The sequence below is a fragment of the Pandoraea sp. XJJ-1 genome (genome assembly GCF_026802345.1).
GTDB lineage: Bacteria > Pseudomonadota > Gammaproteobacteria > Burkholderiales > Burkholderiaceae > Pandoraea > Pandoraea cepalis.
The window spans coordinates 2,666,584-2,688,515 of record NZ_CP113827.1; the positions used below are offsets into that span (position 1 = coordinate 2,666,584).

Annotated in this window: 17 protein-coding genes; 4 read left to right on the forward strand and 13 right to left on the reverse strand. The window is 64.7% G+C overall.

From position 1 onward, the window contains the following. Positions 1-6: 6 nt before the first annotated feature. The 8 genes from OYT13_RS12175 to OYT13_RS12210 form a co-directional block, all read right to left on the reverse strand. A complete protein-coding gene (locus OYT13_RS12175; protein WP_268567825.1) occupies positions 7-810 on the reverse strand; it encodes a peptidylprolyl isomerase in 804 nt (267 codons plus the stop codon). Between the two features lie 73 nt (positions 811-883). Continuing rightward, positions 884-1,567 carry a respiratory nitrate reductase subunit gamma gene (narI, locus tag OYT13_RS12180; protein WP_017234420.1) on the reverse strand — a complete coding sequence of 228 codons (684 nt, stop codon included), beginning with the start codon at positions 1,565-1,567 and terminating at the stop codon, positions 884-886. 24 nt (positions 1,568-1,591) lie between these two features. Continuing rightward, positions 1,592-2,317, reverse strand: coding sequence for a nitrate reductase molybdenum cofactor assembly chaperone (gene narJ, locus OYT13_RS12185; protein WP_268567826.1), 726 nt, complete (start codon positions 2,315-2,317; stop codon positions 1,592-1,594). Between the two features lies 1 nt (position 2,318). Then, the gene (gene narH / locus OYT13_RS12190) at positions 2,319-3,845 is read right to left on the reverse strand and encodes a nitrate reductase subunit beta (RefSeq protein WP_017234418.1); all 1,527 of its coding nucleotides are present in this window, start codon (positions 3,843-3,845) and stop codon (positions 2,319-2,321) included. Next, positions 3,842-7,603, reverse strand: coding sequence for a nitrate reductase subunit alpha (locus OYT13_RS12195; protein WP_268567827.1), 3,762 nt, complete (start codon positions 7,601-7,603; stop codon positions 3,842-3,844). The genes narH and OYT13_RS12195 overlap by 4 nt, the downstream gene beginning before the upstream one ends. A gap of 317 nt (positions 7,604-7,920) precedes the next feature. After that, entirely contained in the window at positions 7,921-9,660 is a 1,740-nt protein-coding gene (locus OYT13_RS12200; protein WP_268567828.1) for an ATP-binding cassette domain-containing protein, read from the reverse strand. A 166-nt stretch (positions 9,661-9,826) separates the two neighbouring features. Continuing rightward, on the reverse strand, positions 9,827-11,953 hold the full coding sequence (locus tag OYT13_RS12205; protein WP_268567829.1) for a deaminase domain-containing protein: 2,127 nt from the start codon (positions 11,951-11,953) through the stop codon (positions 9,827-9,829). A gap of 2 nt (positions 11,954-11,955) precedes the next feature. Next, positions 11,956-12,645 (reverse strand): hypothetical protein, encoded by a 690-nt coding sequence (locus OYT13_RS12210; RefSeq protein ID WP_268567830.1) that lies wholly within the window; start codon positions 12,643-12,645, stop codon positions 11,956-11,958. Positions 12,646-12,992: 347 nt separating this feature from the next. On the opposite strand from OYT13_RS12210, the gene chrA reads away from it, so the two are divergent. Beyond that, entirely contained in the window at positions 12,993-14,228 is a 1,236-nt protein-coding gene (chrA, locus tag OYT13_RS12215; protein WP_442796489.1) for a chromate efflux transporter, read from the forward strand. Between the two features lie 71 nt (positions 14,229-14,299). Here chrA and epsC read toward each other — a convergent pair whose 3' ends face one another. From epsC to OYT13_RS12230, 3 genes are all read right to left on the reverse strand, one after another. Next, the gene (gene epsC / locus OYT13_RS12220; protein WP_261938553.1) at positions 14,300-15,241 is read right to left on the reverse strand and encodes a serine O-acetyltransferase EpsC; all 942 of its coding nucleotides are present in this window, start codon (positions 15,239-15,241) and stop codon (positions 14,300-14,302) included. A 537-nt stretch (positions 15,242-15,778) separates the two neighbouring features. Next, entirely contained in the window at positions 15,779-15,907 is a 129-nt protein-coding gene (locus tag OYT13_RS12225) for a hypothetical protein (RefSeq protein ID WP_017232138.1), read from the reverse strand. Positions 15,908-16,090: 183 nt separating this feature from the next. Continuing rightward, positions 16,091-16,981, reverse strand: coding sequence for a LysR substrate-binding domain-containing protein (locus OYT13_RS12230; protein ID WP_026131634.1), 891 nt, complete (start codon positions 16,979-16,981; stop codon positions 16,091-16,093). A 93-nt stretch (positions 16,982-17,074) separates the two neighbouring features. Between OYT13_RS12230 and OYT13_RS12235 the strand changes: the two genes are divergently transcribed. Continuing rightward, positions 17,075-18,376: an aspartate aminotransferase family protein gene (locus tag OYT13_RS12235; RefSeq protein WP_268567831.1), complete on the forward strand. Its 1,302-nt coding sequence runs from the start codon at positions 17,075-17,077 to the stop codon at positions 18,374-18,376. 27 nt (positions 18,377-18,403) lie between these two features. Here OYT13_RS12235 and OYT13_RS12240 read toward each other — a convergent pair whose 3' ends face one another. Together OYT13_RS12240 and OYT13_RS12245 are read right to left on the reverse strand one after the other, a co-directional pair. Then, the gene (locus tag OYT13_RS12240; RefSeq protein WP_268567832.1) at positions 18,404-18,613 is read right to left on the reverse strand and encodes a tautomerase family protein; all 210 of its coding nucleotides are present in this window, start codon (positions 18,611-18,613) and stop codon (positions 18,404-18,406) included. Positions 18,614-18,694: 81 nt separating this feature from the next. After that, the gene (locus OYT13_RS12245; protein ID WP_268567833.1) at positions 18,695-19,429 is read right to left on the reverse strand and encodes an SDR family NAD(P)-dependent oxidoreductase; all 735 of its coding nucleotides are present in this window, start codon (positions 19,427-19,429) and stop codon (positions 18,695-18,697) included. A gap of 145 nt (positions 19,430-19,574) precedes the next feature. On the opposite strand from OYT13_RS12245, the gene OYT13_RS12250 reads away from it, so the two are divergent. Further along, a complete protein-coding gene (locus tag OYT13_RS12250; RefSeq protein WP_017232143.1) occupies positions 19,575-20,549 on the forward strand; it encodes a LysR family transcriptional regulator in 975 nt (324 codons plus the stop codon). 78 nt (positions 20,550-20,627) lie between these two features. Beyond that, positions 20,628-21,905 carry an MFS transporter gene (locus OYT13_RS12255; RefSeq protein ID WP_051060065.1) on the forward strand — a complete coding sequence of 426 codons (1,278 nt, stop codon included), beginning with the start codon at positions 20,628-20,630 and terminating at the stop codon, positions 21,903-21,905. Positions 21,906-21,932: the final 27 nt, after the last annotated feature.

Genomic DNA, 21,932 nt, shown 5'->3' on the forward strand with positions numbered 1-21,932 from the left:
TCTCCTTTATTGGACCAGCGGCCCGTCGGCGCTCGCAAACGTCACGCCTTCCAGGTCGGCTTGCGCGGCCAGAAGTTGCACGTACTGACGCGTGGCGCGCAGGCGCACCTGCGCCGTTAGCATCGTGGCGATGTCGTCCTGGACGGCCTCGAACGGAATCAGCGCACCCGGCACCCGGTGATCGATTCGCACCAGATGAAAGCCGAAGCGGGTTTTGATCAGCCGCGGCAGAACGCCGATCTCGTCCGAACCGAAAATGCCTTGCGCGAACTCCGGCACGCAGCTCGTGCGCTCGAGCTGGCCAAGGCTCCCGCCCACCTGCGCGGACGGACAGTTCGACCGCTCCGCCGCCATCGTTTCGAACTGGTCGGGCGCTTGCAGGATCGCGTTGAGCGTCTCTTCCGCCTTGGCGCGCACCAGCGCGAGCGGTGCTCGACCGGTCACACCGAACAGAATATGGCTGGCGTGCACCAGTTCGCCGCTGGTGAAGCGATCGCGATGCTGCTCGTAATAACGACGCGATTCCTCGGCGGTGGCCACGGGCGTCGCGACTTCCTTCGCGAACACCGCATCGGCCATCGCATCGGGCCGGTCGGCGTCGATGGGCAGCCCCAACTCGACGGCACGCTGGCGCACCAACTCGCGGATCGCGAGCGCGTAGCGGGCCATCGTCTCGGCATCGGCCGTCGGATCGGCGCCGGCGATCGGCGCGTCGGCAAGTTCTGCCGCCGCCTCGTCGATGGCGCTCGTGGGGATCTCGACACCGTTCACGCGCACCGGCGCGCGGGCATCTGCCAACAAGGTTTGCATGTTGAGGGTCCTTGGCCGTAGGGACGTTATTCGACGCTTATCGACGTTCAGGTGCAACCATTAACGCCGCGCCTCAGCGCTTGCGCACCAATTGATACGGGCGGATCAAATAGACCACGGACGCCAGACCGCTCCAGATGTGCACCATGCGCGTGAACGGCGATACGAGGAAGATCGTGAAGCCGAGCGCGATATGCGCGCGATAGGTCAGCGGCACGCCTTCAAGCAAGGTCGCCACGCCCGGCTGGAATGTCACGATGCCTTTCACGTAATCGGTCAGTTGCTCGAACATCGCGCCGTCCATGTGCCGCATGGAGAGCAACACCGTGCCGAGTCCGAGCGCGAGCTGAATCCAGAGCATGAACACGATGACAATGTCCCACGTGCGGCTCGTGGCACGCACGCGCGGCGTGCCGATGCGACGGGCGATGAGGATCGTCAGGCCGATGATGGCCACCACGCCCGCGGCTCCGCCACCCACCATCGCGATCAACTGGTGCTGCGACGCGTTCAGGAACGGCGAAACGAGCCAGTGCGGCGCCAGAAATCCGGCAAAATGCCCGGCCACGACGACCAGCACGCCCCAGTGAAACATATTGCTGCCCAGGCGCAGCATGCCGTGCTTGAGCAATTGCGACGAATCGCTCTTCCACGAATACTGCTCGCGGTCGAAGCGGATCAGGCTGCCGATGAGCAGCACCGTCAGGCAAATGTACGGATAGATGCCAAACAGAAACTGATGAAAGAAAGCTTGCATGGTCACACTCCTTGCTTTCCGAACTCAGCGCCCGGGACGGCGCGCATGGAACTGAATCGGTTCACCGACGGTATTGCCCTGCCCGCTCGGATGGCCCGCGCCCATGAAGCGCACCGGGGCATCCTGATAGCTGGCGTCGATGGCATCGTAGTCCGCCGCACGCGGAATATGCGACGCGTCGTCGATGTGTTCGGGCGGCGTCTGCGTCTCGCGCTGCGCCGCGGTTGCACCGCTCAGCCAGAGCAGCGCGCGCGTGAGTCCGGCATAGGGCGATCCGCGTTTGGCGAGCCCGGCATCGATGGCCTGCAGGAGATGCTCGATGTCCTTCAGACGCGCCAAGCCTTCCGACTCCGGCAGGACCCCGACGTATTCGAGAAACGCGGGCAGATAGTCGGGCAGTTCGCCGGGCGCCAGATAGATGCCGCTGCGCTCATAGGTCTGCATGAGGTCGACCATCGCCTGCCCGCGATCGCGCGACTCGCCGTAGACGTGTTCGAACAGGTAGAGCGACGTCACGCGGCCACGGTCGAACTGCGCCACGTAGTTCTCCTGCAACGTGAGCAAATCGCGCTCGCGCCAGTAGGCAAAGAACGCGTCGAGCTCACGCCGCGCGGCGCCGCCAATGCGCGGACTGCCCAGCAGCGTCTGCTCGATCTCGGGCAATGCGAGGGCCACTTCGTCGTCCGGGTAATGCAGCAGTGCGCCGAGCAGGCGGCACTGCAAGCCGAGGGGGGTATCGGAGGCGGACATCTCAAATCTCCTGAATCGGAATGGTCCGCTTGTTCTTCTTGACCGGGTTGAACAGGTTGCCTGTGTCGTTGCCCGACGAGCATCCGTTGCCAAACGAAAAACCGCATTCGCCATGCATGTCGAACGTGTTCTCGGCGTATTCGCGATGGGCAGTCGGAATCACGAACCGGTCTTCGTAGTTGGCAATCGCCAGATACCGGTACATCGACTCCACCTGAGCGACGGACAGACCCGCCTGGGCCAGCACGTCGTCGGCCTGCACGCCGTCGACGTGCCGTGCGCGCATGAACGCGCGCATGGCGAGCAGGCGCTCAAGGGCTAGCTTCACCGGGGCTTCGTCGCCGGCGGTCAGCAAATTCGCGAGATAGCGCAGCGGAATGCGCAGCGACGCCACGTCGGGCAGCGCGCCGTTCATGCCGAGATCGCCGCTGTTGGCCGCGGCGTTGATCGGCGAGAGCGGCGGCACGTACCAGACCATCGGCAGGGTGCGATATTCCGGGTGCAGCGGGAACGCGATGCGCCAGTCGACCGCCATCTTGTAGACCGGTGACGCCTTGGCGCCTTCGATCCACGCATCGGGCACGCCGTCGAGCCTGGCCTGCGCGATCACCGCCGGATCGTTGGGGTCCAGGAAGACCGACAATTGCGACTCGTACAGGTCTTTCTCGTCGGCAACACCCGCCGCCTCGCTGATGCGGTCGGCGTCATAGAGCAGCACACCGAGATAGCGAATGCGGCCCACGCACGTCTCCGAGCAGACGGTCGGCTGCCCCGCTTCGATGCGCGGGTAGCAGAAGATGCACTTCTCGGCTTTGCCGCTGTGCCAGTTGTAGTAGATCTTCTTGTACGGGCAACCCGACACGCACATGCGCCAGCCGCGGCACTTGTCCTGGTCGACGAGCACGATGCCGTCCTCCTCGCGCTTGTAGATCGAGCCCGAGGGGCACGATGCGACACACGCCGGGTTCAGGCAGTGTTCGCACAGGCGCGGCAGGTACATCATGAAGGTGTTCTCGAACTGGCCGTAGATGTCCTTCTGCACCGCTTCGAAGTTGTAGTCCTGCGAGCGTTTGGCGAACTCGCCGCCGAGAATCTCTTCCCAGTTCGGTCCCCACTCGATCTTCTCCATGCGCTCGCCGGTGACCAGCGAGCGCGGCCGCGCCACCGGCATGGCTTTCGCATCCGAGGCGGTCTGCAGATGACCGTAGTCGAATGTGAACGGCTCGTAATAATCGTCGATCTCCGGCAGATGCGGATTGGCGAAAATGCTGGCGAGCAGCTTGAGCTTGCCACCCTGCAGCGGTTCGAGCTTGCCGTTGGCCTTGCGCGTCCAGCCGCCGCGCCAGCGTTTCTGGTTCTCCCAGTCTTTCGGATAGCCGATGCCCGGCTTGGTCTCGACGTTGTTGAACCAGGCGTATTCCATGCCTTCGCGGCTCGTCCAGACGTTCTTGCACGTAATCGAACAGGTATGGCAGCCGATGCACTTGTCCAGATTGAGCACCATGGCAATCTGCGCACGCACTTTCATTGGCGTTCTCCGGTCGGGGGCACGAGCACCTGGTCGGCGGTATCGTCGAGCCAGTCGATACGATTCATCTTGCGCACTACCAGGAATTCGTCGCGGTTCGAGCCGACAGTGCCGTAGTAGTTGAAGCCGTACGAAAGCTGGGCGTACCCGCCGATCATATGGGTCGGCTTGACGCTGATGCGCGTGACCGAATTGTGAATGCCGCCGCGCGTGCCGGTGATCTCCGAGCCCGGCGTATTCACGATCTTCTCCTGCGCGTGGTACATCATCACGGCCCCGCTTGGAATCCGCTGACTCACCACGGCACGGGCGCACAACGCCCCGTTTGCGTTGAAGCACTCGATCCAGTCGTTGTCCACGATGTCCAACTCGCGCGCGTCGGCCTCCGACATCCATACGATCGGTCCGCCGCGCGACATGGTCAGCATCAGCAAGTTGTCGGTGTAGGTGCTGTGGATGCCCCACTTCTGGTGCGGCGTGAGGAAGTTGAGCACCTTTTCGGGATTGCCGTTGCTGCGCTGGCCGAGCATGTGCGCATAGCTGCCCGTGTCGATGGGTGGCTTGTAGACGCACAGCGATTCGCCGAACGCCCGCATCCACGGATGGTCCTGGTAGAGCTGCTGACGTCCGCTCAACGTGCGCCATGGCACGAGTTCATGGACATTGACGTAACCGGCGTTATACGACACGTGCTCCGATTCGATCCCGCTCCAGGTGGGCGACGAAATGATCTTGCGTGGCTGGGCCTGAATATCGCGGAAGCGGATCTTCTCGTCGGCGCGGGCTTCGGCAAGATGCTTGTGCGACAGGCCAGTGACTTTCGTGAGTGCCTGCCACGCCCGCACGGCCACCTCGCCATTGGTCTCGGGCGCCAGCGTGAGAATGACCTCGGCGGCGTCGAGCGCCGACTCGATGCGCGGCCTGCCGTTCGACACCCCGGCCTCCGAGACCTTGTAATTGAGCTGCCCGAGCAGGTCGATCTCCTCGTGCGTCTCCCACTGAATGCCCTTGCCGCCGTTGCCGAGCGAATCCATCAACGGGCCGAGCGACGTGAATTTACGGTAGGTGTTCGGATAGTCGCGCTTGACGACGACCACGCCTTGCGCGGTCTTGCCCGGCACCGGGTCACACTGCCCCGCGCCCCAGTCCTTCACCTCATACGGCTGCGCGAGTTCGCCGGGGGCATCGTGCGCAATGGGCGCGAGCACCACGTCCGTCTCGTTGCCGAGATGGCCGTCGCACAATTCGGAGAAGCGCTTCGCGATGCCCTTGAAGATCTCCCAGTCGCTGCGCGCCTGCCACGCCGGATCGACGGCGGCCGAGAGCGGGTGAATGAACGGATGCATGTCGGACGTGTTCAGATCGTCCTTCTCGTACCACGTGGCGGTGGGCAGCACGATGTCGGAATACATGCATGTGGTGGACATCCGGAAGTCCAGCGTCACGAGCAGGTCAAGCTTTCCCTTGGGCGCTTCGTCGCGCCATTTGACTTCTTCCGGACGGGCACCGTGGCTCTTGCCGATGTCTTCGCCCTGCACGCCGTGCGTGGTGCCCAGCAGGTGCTTCAGGAAGTACTCATGCCCCTTGCCTGACGACCCGAGCAGATTCGAGCGCCACACGAACAGATTGCGCGGGAAGTTGTCGGGGTGATCCGGGTCGGTACACGCCATGCGCAGCGTGCCGTCCTTGAGGGCGTTCGCCACATACTGGCCCGCCTTCGACGGGTCGGGCAGCGAGCGGCCGACATCGAGCGGATTGGTCTGCAGTTGAGGCGCCGTCGGCAGCCAGCCCATGCGCTCGGCGCGCACGTTGTAATCGATGGGGCGTCCGTGGAACGGGGTCTTGTCCGCCAGCGGCGAGAGCAGACCCGACGGATCGCTGTTGTCGTAACGCCACTGGTCCGTGTGCGCATAGAAGTACGACGTTGCGTTCATCTGGCGCGGCGGGCGGTGCCAGTCGAGCCCGAACGCAAGCGGCGTCCAGCCCGTTTGCGGGCGGAGCTTTTCCTGGCCGACATAGTGCGACCAGCCGCCGCCGGATTTCCCGATGCATCCGCACATCACCAGCATATTGATGATCGCGCGGTACGACATATCCATGTGGAACCAGTGATTGATACCGGCCCCGATGATGACCATCGACTTGCCCTGCGTCTTGTGCGCGTTCTCGGCGAACTGGCGGGCCACCGAAATCACGTCTTCCCGCTTGACGCCGGTGATCGCTTCCTGCCACGCCGGGGTGTAGGGCACATCGTCGTCGTAGGTGTGGGCGATGTGTTCGCCGCCGAGGCCCTGATCGAGCCCGTAGTTCGCGATGAACAGGTCGTAGACGGTTGCCACCAGCACTTCGCCTTCGGTGGTCTGGATGCGGCGCACACCGACATTGCGGCGCTGCACGGAGGCGTGCGACGTGCAGGTGAAATGCGCATGAGGCTGGTTGCCGAAATAGGGAAAGAGCACGGGCACGACCTCGTCGTGGCCCTTCACCAGCGTGAGGCACGGCTGGATGGGCTTGCCATCGGGGCCCTCTTCGCGCAGGTTCCACTTCCCCTGGTTGGCGTCGTCGCCCTGTGCCCAGCGATAACCGATCGAGCCGACCGGCGCGACGAAATCACCGCTCAGCTCATCGATCACGACCGTCTTCCAGTCGGCGTTGTGCGGTTGGCCCAGCGCGCCGTCGAAGTCGGCCGCGCGCAGTTGGCGCTCCGGCACGTAGCCGTCGCCCTGCTTGACCATCCGAACGAGACACGGCATGTCCGTGAAGCGTCGGCAGTAGTCGATGAAGTAATCGCTCTTGCCGGCCAGATGAAACTCGTTGAGGATCACGTGTCCCATGGCGAGCGCCAGCGCGGCATCGGTGCCCTGCTTCGGATGCAGCCACAGGTCACCGAACTTCGCCCCTTCCGCGTAGTCGGGGAAAATCGACACGATCTTGGTGCCCTTGTAGCGCACCTCGGTCATGAAGTGGGCGTCCGGCGTGCGCGTCTGCGGCACGTTCGAGCCCCACATCACAATGAACGTCGAGTTGTACCAGTCGGCCGACTCAGGCACGTCCGTCTGCTCGCCCCACGTTTGCGGCGAGGCCGGCGGCAGATCGCAGTACCAGTCGTAGAAGCTCAGGCAGACGCCGCCAATCAGCGACAGATAACGCGCGCCCGCGGCATACGACACCATCGACATCGCCGGAATCGGCGAAAAGCCGGTGACGCGATCCGGGCCATAGCGCTTGACCGTGTAGACATTGGCGGCGGCAACGATCTCATTGACCTCGTCCCACGAGGCACGCACAAAGCCACCGAGGCCGCGACGGGCCTGATAGGCACGGCGTGACGCCTCGTTTTCCACGATGGAGGCCCACGCCTCGACCGGCGCGAGCGACTTGCGCGCGTCGCGCCAGCGCGACACGAGTGCGCTGCGCACGAGCGGATACTTGAGACGATTGGCGCTGTAGAGATACCAGGAGTACGATGCGCCGCGCGAGCAGCCACGTGGCTCATGGTTCGGCATGTCAGGGCGTGTGCGGGGGTAATCGGTCTGCTGCGTTTCCCAAGTGACGATGCCGCCTTTGACATACACCTTCCAGGAGCAGGACCCGGTGCAATTGACCCCGTGCGTCGAGCGCACGATCTTGTCGAATTGCCAGCGTTGACGGTAAGCGTCTTCCCAGTGGCGGTCTTCATCGGTCGTGGCGCCGTGCCCCTCGGAGAACTGGGGACGTGAAGACGTGAAAAAACGAAGACGGTCAACGAAATGACTCATGGCGTTTCCCTGGCATGAGTCGGCGCAAGACTGCGCCGACAGGCGAGCGAAAGCGGGAACGCCACACGATTCCGAAGTGTTGGGGGGCGGTTCCCGCCGGCTTAAGGCAACGACTGCGCAGTCGGGTCTTCGAATACGAGGCGATTATTCTCCTTCGCCTGCGTCATGTAAAGCGCGTCGCATCGAAGGTTTGCGTTGGCTCAACACGTGTCGATATTTCTTGTAGTGCTATATAAGCCGTGCCCCGTTTCTGCTTGACGTTGCCCGCCCGGATGGCGGCGCAAAGCGCTATATCCTTGCTGATATAGCGCTTTGGACTAGGTCCGTCGGGCCAGCACCTCGTCGCGCGGGCCGGCGTCGACAACGCGTCCCCCGTCCATGACCACGAGGGTGTCGAATCGATCGAGCAGACTCGGCCGGTGCACCGACGCGACGATGCAGGCGTTCGGGAACGCTTCATACAGGCGATCGAATACCCGTGCCTCGGCTAGCGGGTCGAGCGCGCTGGTCGGTTCGTCGAGCAGCAATAGCGAACTCCCTCGCGCTGCCAGCGCGCCCCGCGCGAGCGCGAGCCGTTGTCGCTGACCGCCAGAAAGGTTGCCGCCGCGCTCGTTGAGGGTGCTGGCCAGGCCCTCAGGAAGATGCTGGAGGACGTCGTCGAATGCCCCCGCATGCACGGCGGCCTGCACGGACTGCGCGTCGGACGGTTCCCCAAACGTCAGGTTCTCCTCCACGCTCGCCTCGAACACTTCGGCTTCCTGCGGAATCAGTGTGGCCAGCGTGCGCAGATCGGCCCACGGCGTTGACGCGCCGTCGCGCAGCAATTGGCCGTGCTGCGGGAGATAGAGTCCGGCGAGCGTGCGCAACAGTGTGCTCTTGCCGCCACCGCTGGGGCCAACGAGCGCCACGCGGGTGCCGCGCCGGAGCACGAGGTCAACGCTATGAAGTCCGCCACGCGTGTCGTCGGCGTAATGCCACGACACGCCGCGCAATGTCAGTGTGTCCCACGGCGCATCAGGCACGACAGCGGGGGCGATCGCGTCGGGCTCGCCCGGTGCCGCCCAGATCGGCGCGGCGCTGCCGAAATCCGTGTGCATGCGGGCGAAGCTCTGGAAGTTCGACGCCATCGCGCCGACCACCGTCGCCGCCTGCTGTGCGTATTGGTAGATCATGAATACCGTGCCGAGCAACACCGCCTGCCCCGGCTGGCGCGACTGCAACACGTAGACGATGACCAGGATCCAAGTCAGCCCCATGCCGAGAATATCGACGGCGAACCATTTGCCCTCGTTCACCACGACGGCGCGACGCAGCGGCGCCATCACCGTCTCCATGCGACGCCCCAGCACTTTGCGAGACGCTGCCTGCAGGCGCAGGCCGATCACCGTGCCCGCATTGCCGACGAAGTCGAGCAATGCGGCGGCGTAGCGCCGTTCGGCGTCGTTCTCTGCGCGCGCGAGCTGCATCAGAACACGGTCGAACCGCAGGATGATGAGCGCCACGACGACATAGCCCGTCACGGCAATCACACCGCTGGTGCGAGACAGCAATGCGAGCGCCACCAGCGGCCCGACGAAATTGAAGGCGCTTTGTAGATAGCCGAATTGATTCTGGGCGAAGTCGGACAGGGCGCGACTGGATTGCACGACGCGGTGCTGCAACTCGCCCGAGTGGCGGCCATCGCGCCATGCGAGCGGTGCGGTGGCGATCCGTGCATACAGTTGATCGGCCAGCCGGACACGCACGCGAACCCCGACGTTGCGCTCGAGTATCCGGCCCGGGCCGTGGAGCAGCCACGACACCAGATAGACACCGACCAGATAGACGATCCAGCGGCCCGCCGTCGTCATGTCGCCTTGTTGCAGCGCATTAATCGCCTGTGCCGCCAGCCACGGCATGGTCAGACGCAACAACTGTGCAGCCGACAACAGGCCGGCGGCGCCGAGCAAATGCAGCCGCACGCCGTGGGCGTGACGCCAGAGCGCGCGGTAGAGATCTCGCGCCGCACCGCCCAACCCGATGGCGGGCGCTTGTGCTGGAGCGTCGGGCACCGTCATGCGTGCATCGTTCCTTTGCCGTTAGGCTCAGCCCCCGGTCCGCATGCCCCTCGACGGGCGGACGGCGAACCGGGAAGTCGTCAGGCGCCGCAAAGGGTGCCAGAAGTGGCGCCAAAAGCGGCGTCGCGAGCGGTCAATATATTGGAAAATCGATCAAGCGTCGCGCTTACAGGCTGGAATGCGCGTGCCGATCATCCGGGTCGCGCGCGTGTGCGTGGGTTCTCGCCTGCCCGGCCAGCGCGGCCGACACCGTCACCGCAAGGGGCGCCGGCGTGGCATCGGGTTGTGTTCGGCGATCGCGCGGCGATGGGGCCACATAGTAGAAGCGCAGCTCAGCGTCGGGATAGTGGTACGGCACCATGGCGAGATTGACGGCACACGAGTCGCAGAACGGCAGACGCGAGCACAGCACGATCGAGCGAACGACGTTCTCGCCCACCGGGTGATCCGCATAGATCTGCGCCAGAATCATCCGCTCCGTATCGAGCGTGCGGGACCGCACCCCGCCCGTGGCGGCGTTGAACGTCGGCAGGTCCGCGTCGGCCATTGCCAGACGCAGTTCGGGCGGCTCGGTGAAAATGACCTCCTCTCCCGAGCGGGCTGCTGTGCGGCGTTGGGCGATGACATTGTGGTCCCGCCGCGCATACGCCCGGCCCGCGTCCACGATGCGCACGCTCGGCGTGTTCGTACGCAGCGTAGTGCGCTGGAGTCCCGACAGGCAGTAGTAAATCGTTCTCGTGCCGTCGACGAGCGTCACTTCCGCCACCGCGATATTCGCGTTGCGCGAGACGGCGCGCATCCGGTCGCCGACATCGCGTGCCGCGCGCGCTGTGCCGCCGACCAGCGCCTGGATCCCCGACATGCCGGGAAACAGCGTCTCGAAGATCGACAGCACATCGCGTGTCGTTTCCACGTCGCCGACGAAGGGCAACTGCGACCATACGGCCAACGGGGCGGGACGCGAGACAAAGTCCCTCGCGATCGCATTGATGAACGCTTCGGCTTGCGCCGGATAGTGTTGCCAGTGGCTCCACAGTCGGTTGAACATCGGCATCAACGACGCATCGATGCCGGGGGGCGGAGAAAAGCCGCTGGCGCCGGGCGACGCCGGCGGTGTTCTGGCGGCGACGACCCGATGTTCGATGGCTAGCGTCAGGTCGCGAATCGCTTGCCGCGCCTCGATCACCGACAGTGAAACGTCCTCAAGCCCGCGCCAGACGTCCCCCGGAGACGGCGCCTGCTGCCAGAGCTTGAGATACAACTGCAGAAACGTGCGCGCATCGCCGTAGGCGATCGTCGGCAGCACCGTCGCGTTCTCGGCGGCCGCGCGATGGTGCTGCGCCGTGCGGTACGCGCGAATGTCGCGGTGCTTCGCCTCGCGCAAGTGCAGGCGCACCCGACGTGACGAACGTGACGATTCGCCCTCGTCGCTGTCGGGCAACCCGAAGCGGTAATAAACGTCGCTCGTCAGTTGCACCACACCATGCAGCGCGCCATCCGTGTCCCGATACGTTCCGAATGGCGCCGCGATGCGCATGTCGCCAAGCGTGAGACGCACGCGACGCCCACCGACCGGCCCCTCCGTCGTCGACTGCTCATAGAAGGACAATTCGCCGTCCAGCTCCGGCGCATACACCGACGGATCGACGAGTGGCGAGTCCGGCGAGACGTGCGGCACGCCATGCTCGTCCAGACGCCCCATACGCCCAAAGGCAAAGAACACGTGGCTACCGTCCTCCGCTCGAGACAAACGGGAATAGACGGCGACACGCAGGCGAGCGAGTGGCGACGCGTTCATTGGCTGATGCTGCGTAAGCGTTGCGCCCTGCTCCGTGACCGTGACCTCGTCGGGTCGCTCGGAGTGGCATTCGAGACACATGCCGTCGATGTCGATCCCCGTTCCCCGCGAGATGCGGCACAGCGACTCCGGCCCACGCTCGCGACGGATGTCCTCAAGTGGCCGGAGGTCTGACGCGTGTTTGCGCGAGTGCGCCACGGTCGCGCCGTACAGGACACCGTCGATGTCGAACACCTTTACGCCGTTCTGCGTCAGGTCCGGGAGGTACTCCACGTAGACATCCGGCGGCAACGACCATTGCACGCCTCGGCCCAGCGGACCGGAGAATGGCTCGTGTTTGATAAATCTCGGAAACGGCGGTGGCGTCGGCGTCGGCGTGGCATGAGTAGAGGCTTCTATGGGGTTGTCCGGCCAAAGGTGCTGGAGCAGCGCGATGGCATCCTGGTGGAGCGTATCGGCGCGCACCATGGCGGCCAGACATTCAAGCCCGGACATCGTCAGGCGAGAGGCCAATGGGTTGGGCGCAGGACCTCGGCATCGGCAAACGCCGCACGCGTTTGCGCGTCCGATACGGCGACGGATTCCCGAATCAACGCGACGATAGCGCACTGGATATCCCCTCGGTACGCTTCGAGCCCCGCTCTCAGGGCCTCGCGGCTGTCGGCTGGCGCTGGCGGCCGACCGAGCGACCTGGCGTGCGGCGCCGGCAGGCACTGCGCCATCACGCCACCGCCGTCGGGGCGGTAAGGCCATACACGCAGCAACGCATGAATGCCGGACACTGTGTCCGAATGCGGCAAGGCTATCGGTGCGGTGGCTGGACCCGCTTCGGTACGAACCTCTCTACGACTGATCGACCGTGGCCCGGCAACGGATGCCCCCGGGGCGACGGCCGCGACCGCCACGCCGGTCGTACAGACAACGGCGAGCAAGCCCAGCGCGAAGGCCGCATTGGGGATCTCGCGGCGCGTTGCGCCAACCGCTGCGCGAGCGACGGATCCGGTCGGCAGCGGCTGCGGCGCCGGACGCAGAGGCGCCTGCGTCTGGACAGGGCGACGACAGGGCATCGACAGACCGGCCCGCCAGTCGTCGACGAATGCGGGGCGAGCGATGCCCCGTCTTGTATGGTGCGCATTGGCGGTCGGTCGATGCGCGTGGTGCGGCATGGCGTAATGCAATCGAGTCATTCAGCGTTTCTCCATGAATTCGGCGGCGTTGTACCATCGCGAGATTGCGAAGGACAACATCCGCAGCGAGGGGGAGAACGCTAACGCGGCCCGCGCAGACGCGATTGCTGAAACGAACCGGCGATTGTGGCAGGCCTCACCGTCGCCACCGCCGCTAGCGAGAAATTCGGAAATCGCCGCCCATGCCGCAAATGGCAGTTCTACCATGCGCAACGCTGAGCGGCAGCGTCCACGGCTGGCGTGGCGTAGGCTTGCGATGCCCCCAGCGTGCTCACGTCATGCTGAGGTCATTGCCTCAGCGCTATGATGGCGAACCTTGTACTGCTGGATAACGTGAGTTGGCCCCCTTGAAAACCGACATCGAGACCGTCCCCGGTCCCGCCGCCACGCGTCCGCGCGCGGCCCTCGAAGTGCTCCGCGCGTTTCTCCTGCTGGGCCTGACCAGCTTCGGCGGACCGGTCGCCCACATCGGCTATTTCCGGCGTGAATTCGTGGAGCAGCGTCGCTGGCTCGACGACGCGAGCTTCATCGATCTGGTGGGGTTGTGTCAGTTTCTGCCCGGACCGGCGAGCAGCCAGGTTGGGTTTTCCATCGGCCTTCAGCGGGCCGGATGGTTGGGCGGCATCGCCGCGTGGTGCGGGTTCACGCTGCCGTCGGTGCTGCTGCTTCTGGTCTTTGCCGTCGTGGCACCGCACCTGGGCGGTCCGGTCGGCGATGGCGTGCTGCATGGCTTGAAGCTGGTGGCGGTCGCCGTCGTGGCGCAGGCCGTATGGGACATGGCGAGACGATTATGTCCCGACACGCGCCGCGCGGGGATCGCGTTGGCCGCCATGACTGTGCTCGCGTTGACGACCACCCAGTTTGCGCAGCTCATCGTGATCGTGCTGGGCGCGGGGCTTGGGGTTCTGCTGCTGCGCTCGGGCCACGCGATGGCGGCACCGCCGTTGCCCTCGCCCGCGCGATTCCGAATCTCACGTACAGCGGGCGCTGTGGCGCTGATCCTCTTCTGCGTGCTGCTGGCCGGGTTGCCGTTCCTGCGCCATCTCACCGACGAGCGGTCCGTGGCCATATTCGACGGCTTCTACCGATCCGGCGCGTTGGTGTTCGGCGGTGGCCATGTCGTGCTGCCGCTGCTTCAAGAGCAGACGGTGGCGACGGGATGGGTGTCGAACAGCGACTTCCTGGCGGGGTATGGTGCGGCGCAGGCGGTGCCGGGCCCGCTCTTCACGTTCGCGACCTACCTTGGGTGGCGCTCGGGGAGCCCGCTGCATCCGTGGCTTGGCGCCGTGCTTGCGACGGCGGCGATCTTTCTTCCCGGGCTGTTGCTCGTCGTGGCTGCGCTGCCGCATTGGCAGGCGCTGCGTGAGCGTGCATCGACGGCGGCCATGCTTGCCGGGGTGAATGCGGCCGTCGTGGGCATATTGGCCTCGGCGTTGTACTCCCCGGTGTGGACGAGCGCCGTGCACAGCGCCGCCGATTTCGCGGTAGCCGCGATTGCGTTCGTGCTGTTGACGCGGTGGAAAGCGCCGCCGCTTGCCGTGGTTGCGCTATGCGCTGTCGCCGGCGCGGCGGGGCTTGCCTGACGGGCTTGAGGGGCCTCGATGTTGAATACCGCCTGACCGATCCGAGCGCGGCGTGGGCCAGGCGGGATGCGTCAGGACGATTCGTTATCGCAGCCGGACACCGGGGGCGAGCCGGCTTCCGTGCGCGATCTTGCTTGCGTGATGTTGCTGAACGGCGGGACGTCTTGCGTGAGCCAGACGTTGCCGCCGATCACCGAGCCTTGTCCGATAGTGACGCGACCGAGGATCGTTGCGCCGGCGTAAATGACCACGTTGTCTTCCACGATCGGGTGACGCGGTAGGCCTTTGCGCGGATTGCCGTCGTCGTCGGCCGGGAAGCGCTTGGCGCCAAGCGTGACGGCTTGGTAGACGCGCACGCGCTCGCCGAGAATCGCGGTTTCCCCGATGACCACCCCTGTCCCGTGATCGATGAAGAAGCCGGCACCGATCTGGGCGCCTGGGTGAATATCGATCCCTGTTTCCGAATGGGCTTGCTCGGCGATGATACGGGCGAGCAGAGGCAATTCCAGTCGATAGAGTTCGTGGGCGACGCGGTGGTGAATCATCGCGTGAATGCCTGGGTAGCAGATCAGCACCTCGTCGACGCTGCCGGCGGCCGGATCGCCTTGATAGGCGGCGAGCACGTCACGGTCGAGCAATTCGCGGATTGTCGGGAGCCGTTGGGCGAATTGCTGGATGGTGGCGTGGGCGCGTTCCTCGATGCGTGCGGGCGTGAGGTTGGCGTCGTGGCGGGCTTTATGGCGCCATTCCATGCGGGCTTGTTCGGCGAGACCGTTGAGCACGCTGGTCAGCGTGTGACCGACGAAATAGTTCTCGCCTTGCTGGTGCAGGTCTGGCGGGCCGAGGCGCATGGGGAAGAGCACGCCTTTGAGGGCGCCGATGATGGCGGCGAGGTGTTCACGGGAGGGCAGATCGCGCCCACCGGATTCGAGCAGGCGGCGTTGGCCGTCGCGCCAGCGCAGGCGAGCCGAGTGCAGGGAGGAGACGATATCGTCGATGTCGAAAGCGGCCACGAGGGGGGAACTCCTGAAAAGCGGGTGCCGGGGACGGTGTCGTCGGCGGAAAGCGAAAGAAACGGGGGCGCCCGAAAGCGCGTCAACCAAAGAAGGATAACGGGTTTCCAAAGCATCAGTGGCGAAGTGGTTTATTTGGGCGGTGCCGGGCTTGGGTCGTTGGGTGGAGGGACTGGGGGCGCGGAGGGGAGACGGACCGGGGCCCCTTTCTGCAGCGAGTTGGGTTTATGTTTGAGAGGCGGAAAGGGGCCCCGGTCCGTCTGGGGGGCAGGTGTGGAAAGCGTCAAAACGCGTCAAAACGCGTCAAAGAGGCGCCAACGAGGCGGACAACCATCGCAACGGACGCGCCGAGTGGCAGACGATCGTTGCGTACATCGCGTGGGAAGAAGCGGAGATACCAGGTATGAAGCGTCAATTCCGACACCTCAACGTTCCCTACAGATCGCAGTGGGGCGATCCGGCGTTGAACCGAGTGGACGCGGCATGCTGATCGATTTTGGCGAAGGCGCAAACGTCCCCTTCGCCCGGACCAGCCCCTTACAGGGCCCGCTTGACGGTGCGCGCCGCGCCTGAAATATCCTGCCCGACGCCGTCGACCGTATTGCAGCCTGCCAACGAGAGCAGCGAACCGACCACCAGGAAAACCGCCAAAATACGCGCCAACATATCGACCTCGATACAAAAAACGTAATAACCACGAGTTTCCGGCCCCCTCGGAGCCTCCCAGGGCACGGAACCCGGCTTCTTGTTGATGAGCAGGGAAGCGACTACCCCCGCCTCAAAACGATGCGCAATTGTGCGTCAAATTCACCTGAACAGGGGCAAACATGAAAACCCCACGTCCCCGCCCTACAACACCGCCAGCGTTCGCCGAATGTGATCGGCAAACGCCACGCTCAAGTGATTCGGACGCGCGCGATCGAACTTTACCGTAATCCCGACCGACGGCAATGGCGGCAACGTATCACCTGTAACAATGCGTAAATCCTGGGGCACCGCCGTTTGCGTCATCACCGCGAACGCCTGCCCCGAGCGTGCCAGCGCCGTCAATCCCGCCAGATTGCTGCTCGCGTAGGCAATGCGATACGCCCTGCCCGCGCGCGTCAACGCCTCGCATGCCGCCATATGATCCAGCGTATCCGGGTCGGACAATGCCAGCGGCAGCGCCACGTCGGGATTCGAAAGCACCGCCTCCAGGCCCGGATTCCCGATCCAGACCAACGGTTCCCGTCGGATGACGCCCTCATCGTCCACGCCGTCCGGCACCGAAATCAGCGCCAGATCCAACGTATGGCGCGACAGTTGCTCCATCAAGCGCGGTGTCGGCTCGCAAATCACCTCCACCAACGCGTGCGGATGCGCCACCGCAAACTCACGCAACAGATGGGGCAGAAACGCGGCAGCGTAATCGTCCGGACACCCGAATCGAATCGTGCCGCTCAACCCCCGGCCCGACATCTCCGCCATGGCCTCGTCGTGTACCCGCAGAATCCGCTGGGCATGCCCTAGCAAACGCTCGCCAGGGCTCGTCAACGCCACACCGCGGCCCGTGCGCTGCAACAACGGCTGATCGACGATCGCTTCCAGACGCTTCATCTGCTGGCTCAGCGCCGATTGCGTTCGCGCGATGCGCTGCGCCGCACGGCTGAGCGAACCCGCCTGCGCAATGGCGACGAACGAACGCAGCAAATCGATTTCCAGGGACAGGCTCAAGATATTAGACTCACTTCTATCTTCCATTAGCACTATTCGCTTCCATGAAATCAGAGCGCTGCCTAGACTGCAAGCGGTAAATGCCCCGCCCCATCGCCGTTGCCCATCGGAGACACCTGCATGTCCAAGAACCAAGACGCCGACTTCTGGCGCAACGCCCGGCAACATCTGATCCGTTACGGCGGCACCTTCGAGCCGATGATCATCGAGCGGGCGCAAGGCAGCTTTGTCTACGACGCCGACGGCCGCGCCATTCTCGACTTCACCTCCGGACAGATGAGCGCCGTGCTTGGCCATTGCCATCCGGACATCGTCGCCGTCGTCACTGAGTCTATCGGTACCCTCGACCACCTGTTCAGCGGCATGCTCTCCCGGCCCGTCGTCGATCTCGCCACGCGGCTCGCCGACATCACCCCCGAAGGCCTCGACCGGGTCATGCTGCTGAGCACCGGCGCCGAATCGAACGAAGCCGCCATTCGCATGGCCAAGCTCGTCACCGGAAAATTCGAAATCGTCGGGTTCGCCCAATCGTGGCACGGCATGACCGGTGGCGCCGCCGCAGCGACCTACAGCGCGGGACGCAAAGGCGTCGGGCCGGCCGCCGTCGGTTCGTTTGCAATTCCCGCGCCGTTTACCTACCGTCCCCGCTTCGGCCCGGCCGGTCAGTACGACTACCTCGCCGAACTCGACTACGCGTTCGACCTGATCGATCGCCAGTCCAGCGGCAACCTCGCGGCCTTCATCGCGGAACCCATCCTCAGCTCGGGTGGCATCATCGAACTGCCGCCGGGCTATCTCGCAGCCCTCAAGCGCAAGTGCGAAGAACGCGGCATGTTGCTCATTCTCGATGAAGCGCAGACCGGCATCGGCCGCACCGGCACGATGTTCGCGTTCGAGCGCCACGGGGTCACTCCCGACATCCTGACGCTCTCGAAAACCCTCGGCGCCGGACTGCCGCTCGCCGCCATCGTGACGTCCGCCGAGATCGAGGAACGCGCCCACGAACGCGGCTACCTCTTCTACACCACCCACGTCTCCGATCCACTGCCCGCCGCCGTCGGCTTGCGCGTGCTCGACGTCGTCGCGCGCGATGGGCTTGTCGCGCGCGCCAATGTCATGGGCGAACGTCTGCGCAACGGATTGCTGGGGCTGATGGAGCGCTTCGAATGCGTGGGCGATGTGCGCGGACGCGGCCTGCTGCTCGGCATGGAAATCGTCAAGGATCGTCACACCAAAACCCCGGCCGACGGACTCGGCGCGAAGATCACACGCGAGTGCATGAACCTCGGCCTGAGCATGAACATCGTGCAACTGCCGGGCATGGGCGGCGTGTTCCGCATCGCCCCGCCGCTGACCGTCAGCGAAGACGAGATCGACCTCGGGCTGGCGTTGCTCGGACAGGCCATCGAGCGATCGCTATGAGGTCGAGGGCGTCGTCAAGGCCCCCCCTCACCCCGTCGGCGACTGACGGCGCACGACCGTCGTGGTTTGTCCCGCATAGCCCCAGTTATCCGTGTCGATCTCCTCGATCACGATGTGCGTGAGGTGCGGCGGCTTGTGCAACACGCGCTCCAGTGTCTCGGTGACTTCACGGATCACCTGTGCTTTCTGCTCGGCGGTATTGCCTTCCCGAGTGATACGAATGCTGACGAACGGCATGATTGACTCCTCAAGAGGCCGCGGCCGGTGAATTCACCGAACCGCTGTGCCTTGAACAACGAAGGCGAAGCGCCGTGTCGATCAGCGTCCGGCGCTGAAACCGCCGTCCACCGGAAGAATCGTCCCCGTCACATATTCGCTCTGCACAAGGTACTGCACCGCCCGCGCGATGTCCGATACATCGGCAATGCGTCCGAGCGGATGCATCTGCCCCAGCGCGTCGTGCGTTTCAGGGGCATGCATCGGCGTGTCCACGACCCCGGGGGCTACGGCGTTGACCGTTACACCGTACGGCGCCAACTCCAGCGCCAGTGCGCGTGTCGCCTGATTGAGGCCTCCCTTGAGCGCGGCCGCCATCAAGGCGGGAACACTCGAATGCGCCTGCAACGCGATCGACGCGGTCACGTTGACGATCGCGCCGCGACGGCGCTCGCTCATGTGGCGCGCCGCCACTTGTGAAAAGTACAACGCGCCCTTCAGGTTCGTGGCGATCTGCTCGTCGATCTCGTCCGGTGTGAAATCGACAAACGGCTTCGCCGTGAAGATGCCTGCGTTATTGACGAGCACATCGACATGACCGAACGCCTCGATGGCGCGCGCGAAGGCCGCTTCGGCCACCCTGGGGTCACCCACATCGCCCGCGACCGGCAGGAATCGCTCGCCCATCCCCAGCGCCGTGCGCGCCGCGTCGAGCCGAGCGCTGCTCCGCCCGGTCCCCACGACGTTGAAACCCGCCTTCAGGAAAGCTTCCGCCGACCCGAGTCCGATGCCACTTGAGGCACCCGTGATAATGGCCGTGCGTTCCGAATGGTTCATGATGTCTATCCTCGACTTGAAGTGGCCTGCCGGGACGGCGGATCATCCACACGCCCCGCGGGTTGAGCACCACTCTATTCGTGAATGATGACGCGAAAAACACATACGAATACACTTGTCTTTTTACATGATGTAAAGAATCGATATGCAGCGGCAATTCGGCGACATCCTGCTCGGCAGCATCGAGTTGTTCTGCCTGGCAGCGGAAGCGGGCAGCTTCACGGCGGCCGCGAACCTGGCGGGGGTGACGCCGGCCGCCGTCAGCCGGTCGATCGCCCGGCTCGAGCAACGCCTCGGGGTACGTCTCTTTGTCCGCTCGACACGGCGCATCCGTCTGACCGAAAGCGGTAGCACGTACTACGACGAATGCCGATCCGCCCTTGGCATGCTCTCCGAAGCTGAGCATCGTGTCTCAGGCGCCCAGTCGCAGCCGTCCGGCACCCTGCGTATCAGTGTGCCGACGACCTACGCGCACTATCGACTGCTGCCGCTGTTGCCCGCGTTCCAGGCGCAATATCCGCGCATCAAGGTGCACGTGCATGTGAGCAACCGCAACGTCGACCTTCATGAGGAACGCTTCGACTTCGCCATCCGCTTTCGCGCCCAGCCCGAGTCGAGTATGGTGGCGCGCCCGCTCGAAGACGCCGCACTCGTGGTCGTCGCCCACCCGGATTACCTGAATCGCGTGGGAACACCCCGAACCCTTGACGACTTGGCCGAGCACGACTGCATCGAATTTGACCTGCCGAGCACGGGGCGAGCGATACCGTGGCTGTTCCGCGAGGCGGGCCGCGACATCGAGCATGTCGTGAATGGCCACTTTCGTTGCAGTGACGACGTGCTCTCGGGCGTCACACTCGCGAAGGCCGGTGCCGGGCTGTTCCAGACTTACCGCTTCATCGTTGAGGAAGATCTGGCCGCCGCGCGTCTGGTCGAGGTGCTGGCCGCTTATGGGGGACGCTCGCGCCCGGTGAGTCTGATGTACCCGCACGGCAAGACGTTGCCGTCTCGCGCCCGAGTCTTTGTCGAATACTTGCTGCAAACGTTGGGGCATTCGTCCGCGCTTCGCAACACTGACTTCCGCGCGGCGGCCATTCCCGCCCCCCGGCGCTCGGACTAGACTCGGTCGTAGCCCGCTCCCACGGTCCACGCCAATTCCTTGCGCAATGCTGAGGTTCCTGTGAAGCCCCCCGTCGACGTGTCCCAATTCGCCTCGGCCGATGCCGCCCACGCAGCCGATGGCGCCAGTTATGCCGAGCGCAACATTCGGTACTGGCGCCGTAATCTGACTATTGCTGTGTTCGGATCGTTTACTACGTTGGTCAGCCTGAGCCTGTTGCTGCCATTCCTGCCGCTCTACGTCCAGCAGCTTGGCGTTGCATCGGAGGCGGCCGTCATTCAATGGTCAGGCGTAGCGTTCAGTGCGACGTTTCTCGGCACCGCCGTCACCGCGCCCCTCTGGGGCCACCTCGCGGACCGTTTCGGCCGCAAGCCAATGCTCATCCGCGCGGCCGTCGGCATGGCCATCGTGATGTCACTCATCGGCGTCGCGCACAATGTCTACCAACTCGTGGGGTTGCGTCTGATTGCCGGTCTGGTCGGGGGTTATGCGTCTGCGTCGACGGTGATGGTGGGCACACAGGCACCGCGTGAACGCGCGGGTTGGGCACTGGGTGTGCTGTCGACGGGCGCCCTCGCGGGCAGTCTGGTCGGGCCGCTGGTCGGCGGATTGCTGCCACCGTTGCTCGGGATTCGTGGCACCTTCTTCGCCGGCGGTGCGATGATTGCGGTCACGGCACTGCTCACGATCTTCGGGGTTCGCGAAGACTTCGATGCGTCGCGCGATGGGAAACGCCACGCCCCATCGGTAACGCCGACCGACGATCACTCGCCGCACGCCGGCAGCATCGCGGCCATTCTGGCCACGGCCATGATGGTATTGCTGGCGAACATGTCCATCGAACCGATCATTACCGTCTACATCGGGCAATTGGGCGTTGACAGCGCGCACCTCACGCGCGTCGCCGGCGTCGTCATGGCCAGCTCGGCGCTGGGCAGCATGCTCACCGCAGCCCGCTTGGGTGCGCTCGCGGATCGTGTCGGGAGTTGGCGCGTTATCGTCGGTTGCCTTGTCGCGACGGCACTGGTCATGGTGCCGCAAGCGTTTGTCACCGCATGGTGGCAATTGGCCGCCCTGCGTGTGCTCATGGGCATGACGCTCGCGGGGCTGCTGCCCGCCATCGGCAAACTCGCCCGTCACTCGGTCGGCGAGCGCAATACCGGCAAGATGCTCGGCTACCTTCAGTCGGCACAATTCAGCGGCCAGGTGATCGGGCCCGTCGTCGGCGGCCAGATTGCCGTCGCGTTCGGGCTGCCGTCGGTGTTTTTCATGACGGCAGTGTTGCTCCTTGCCTGCAGTCTGTTGGCGAACGGCGCACGAACCCGAACTGCCGAAGGCGCGCGTCGACTCGCCTGACGGCGTGACGCCGCACTGAGCGGCGCC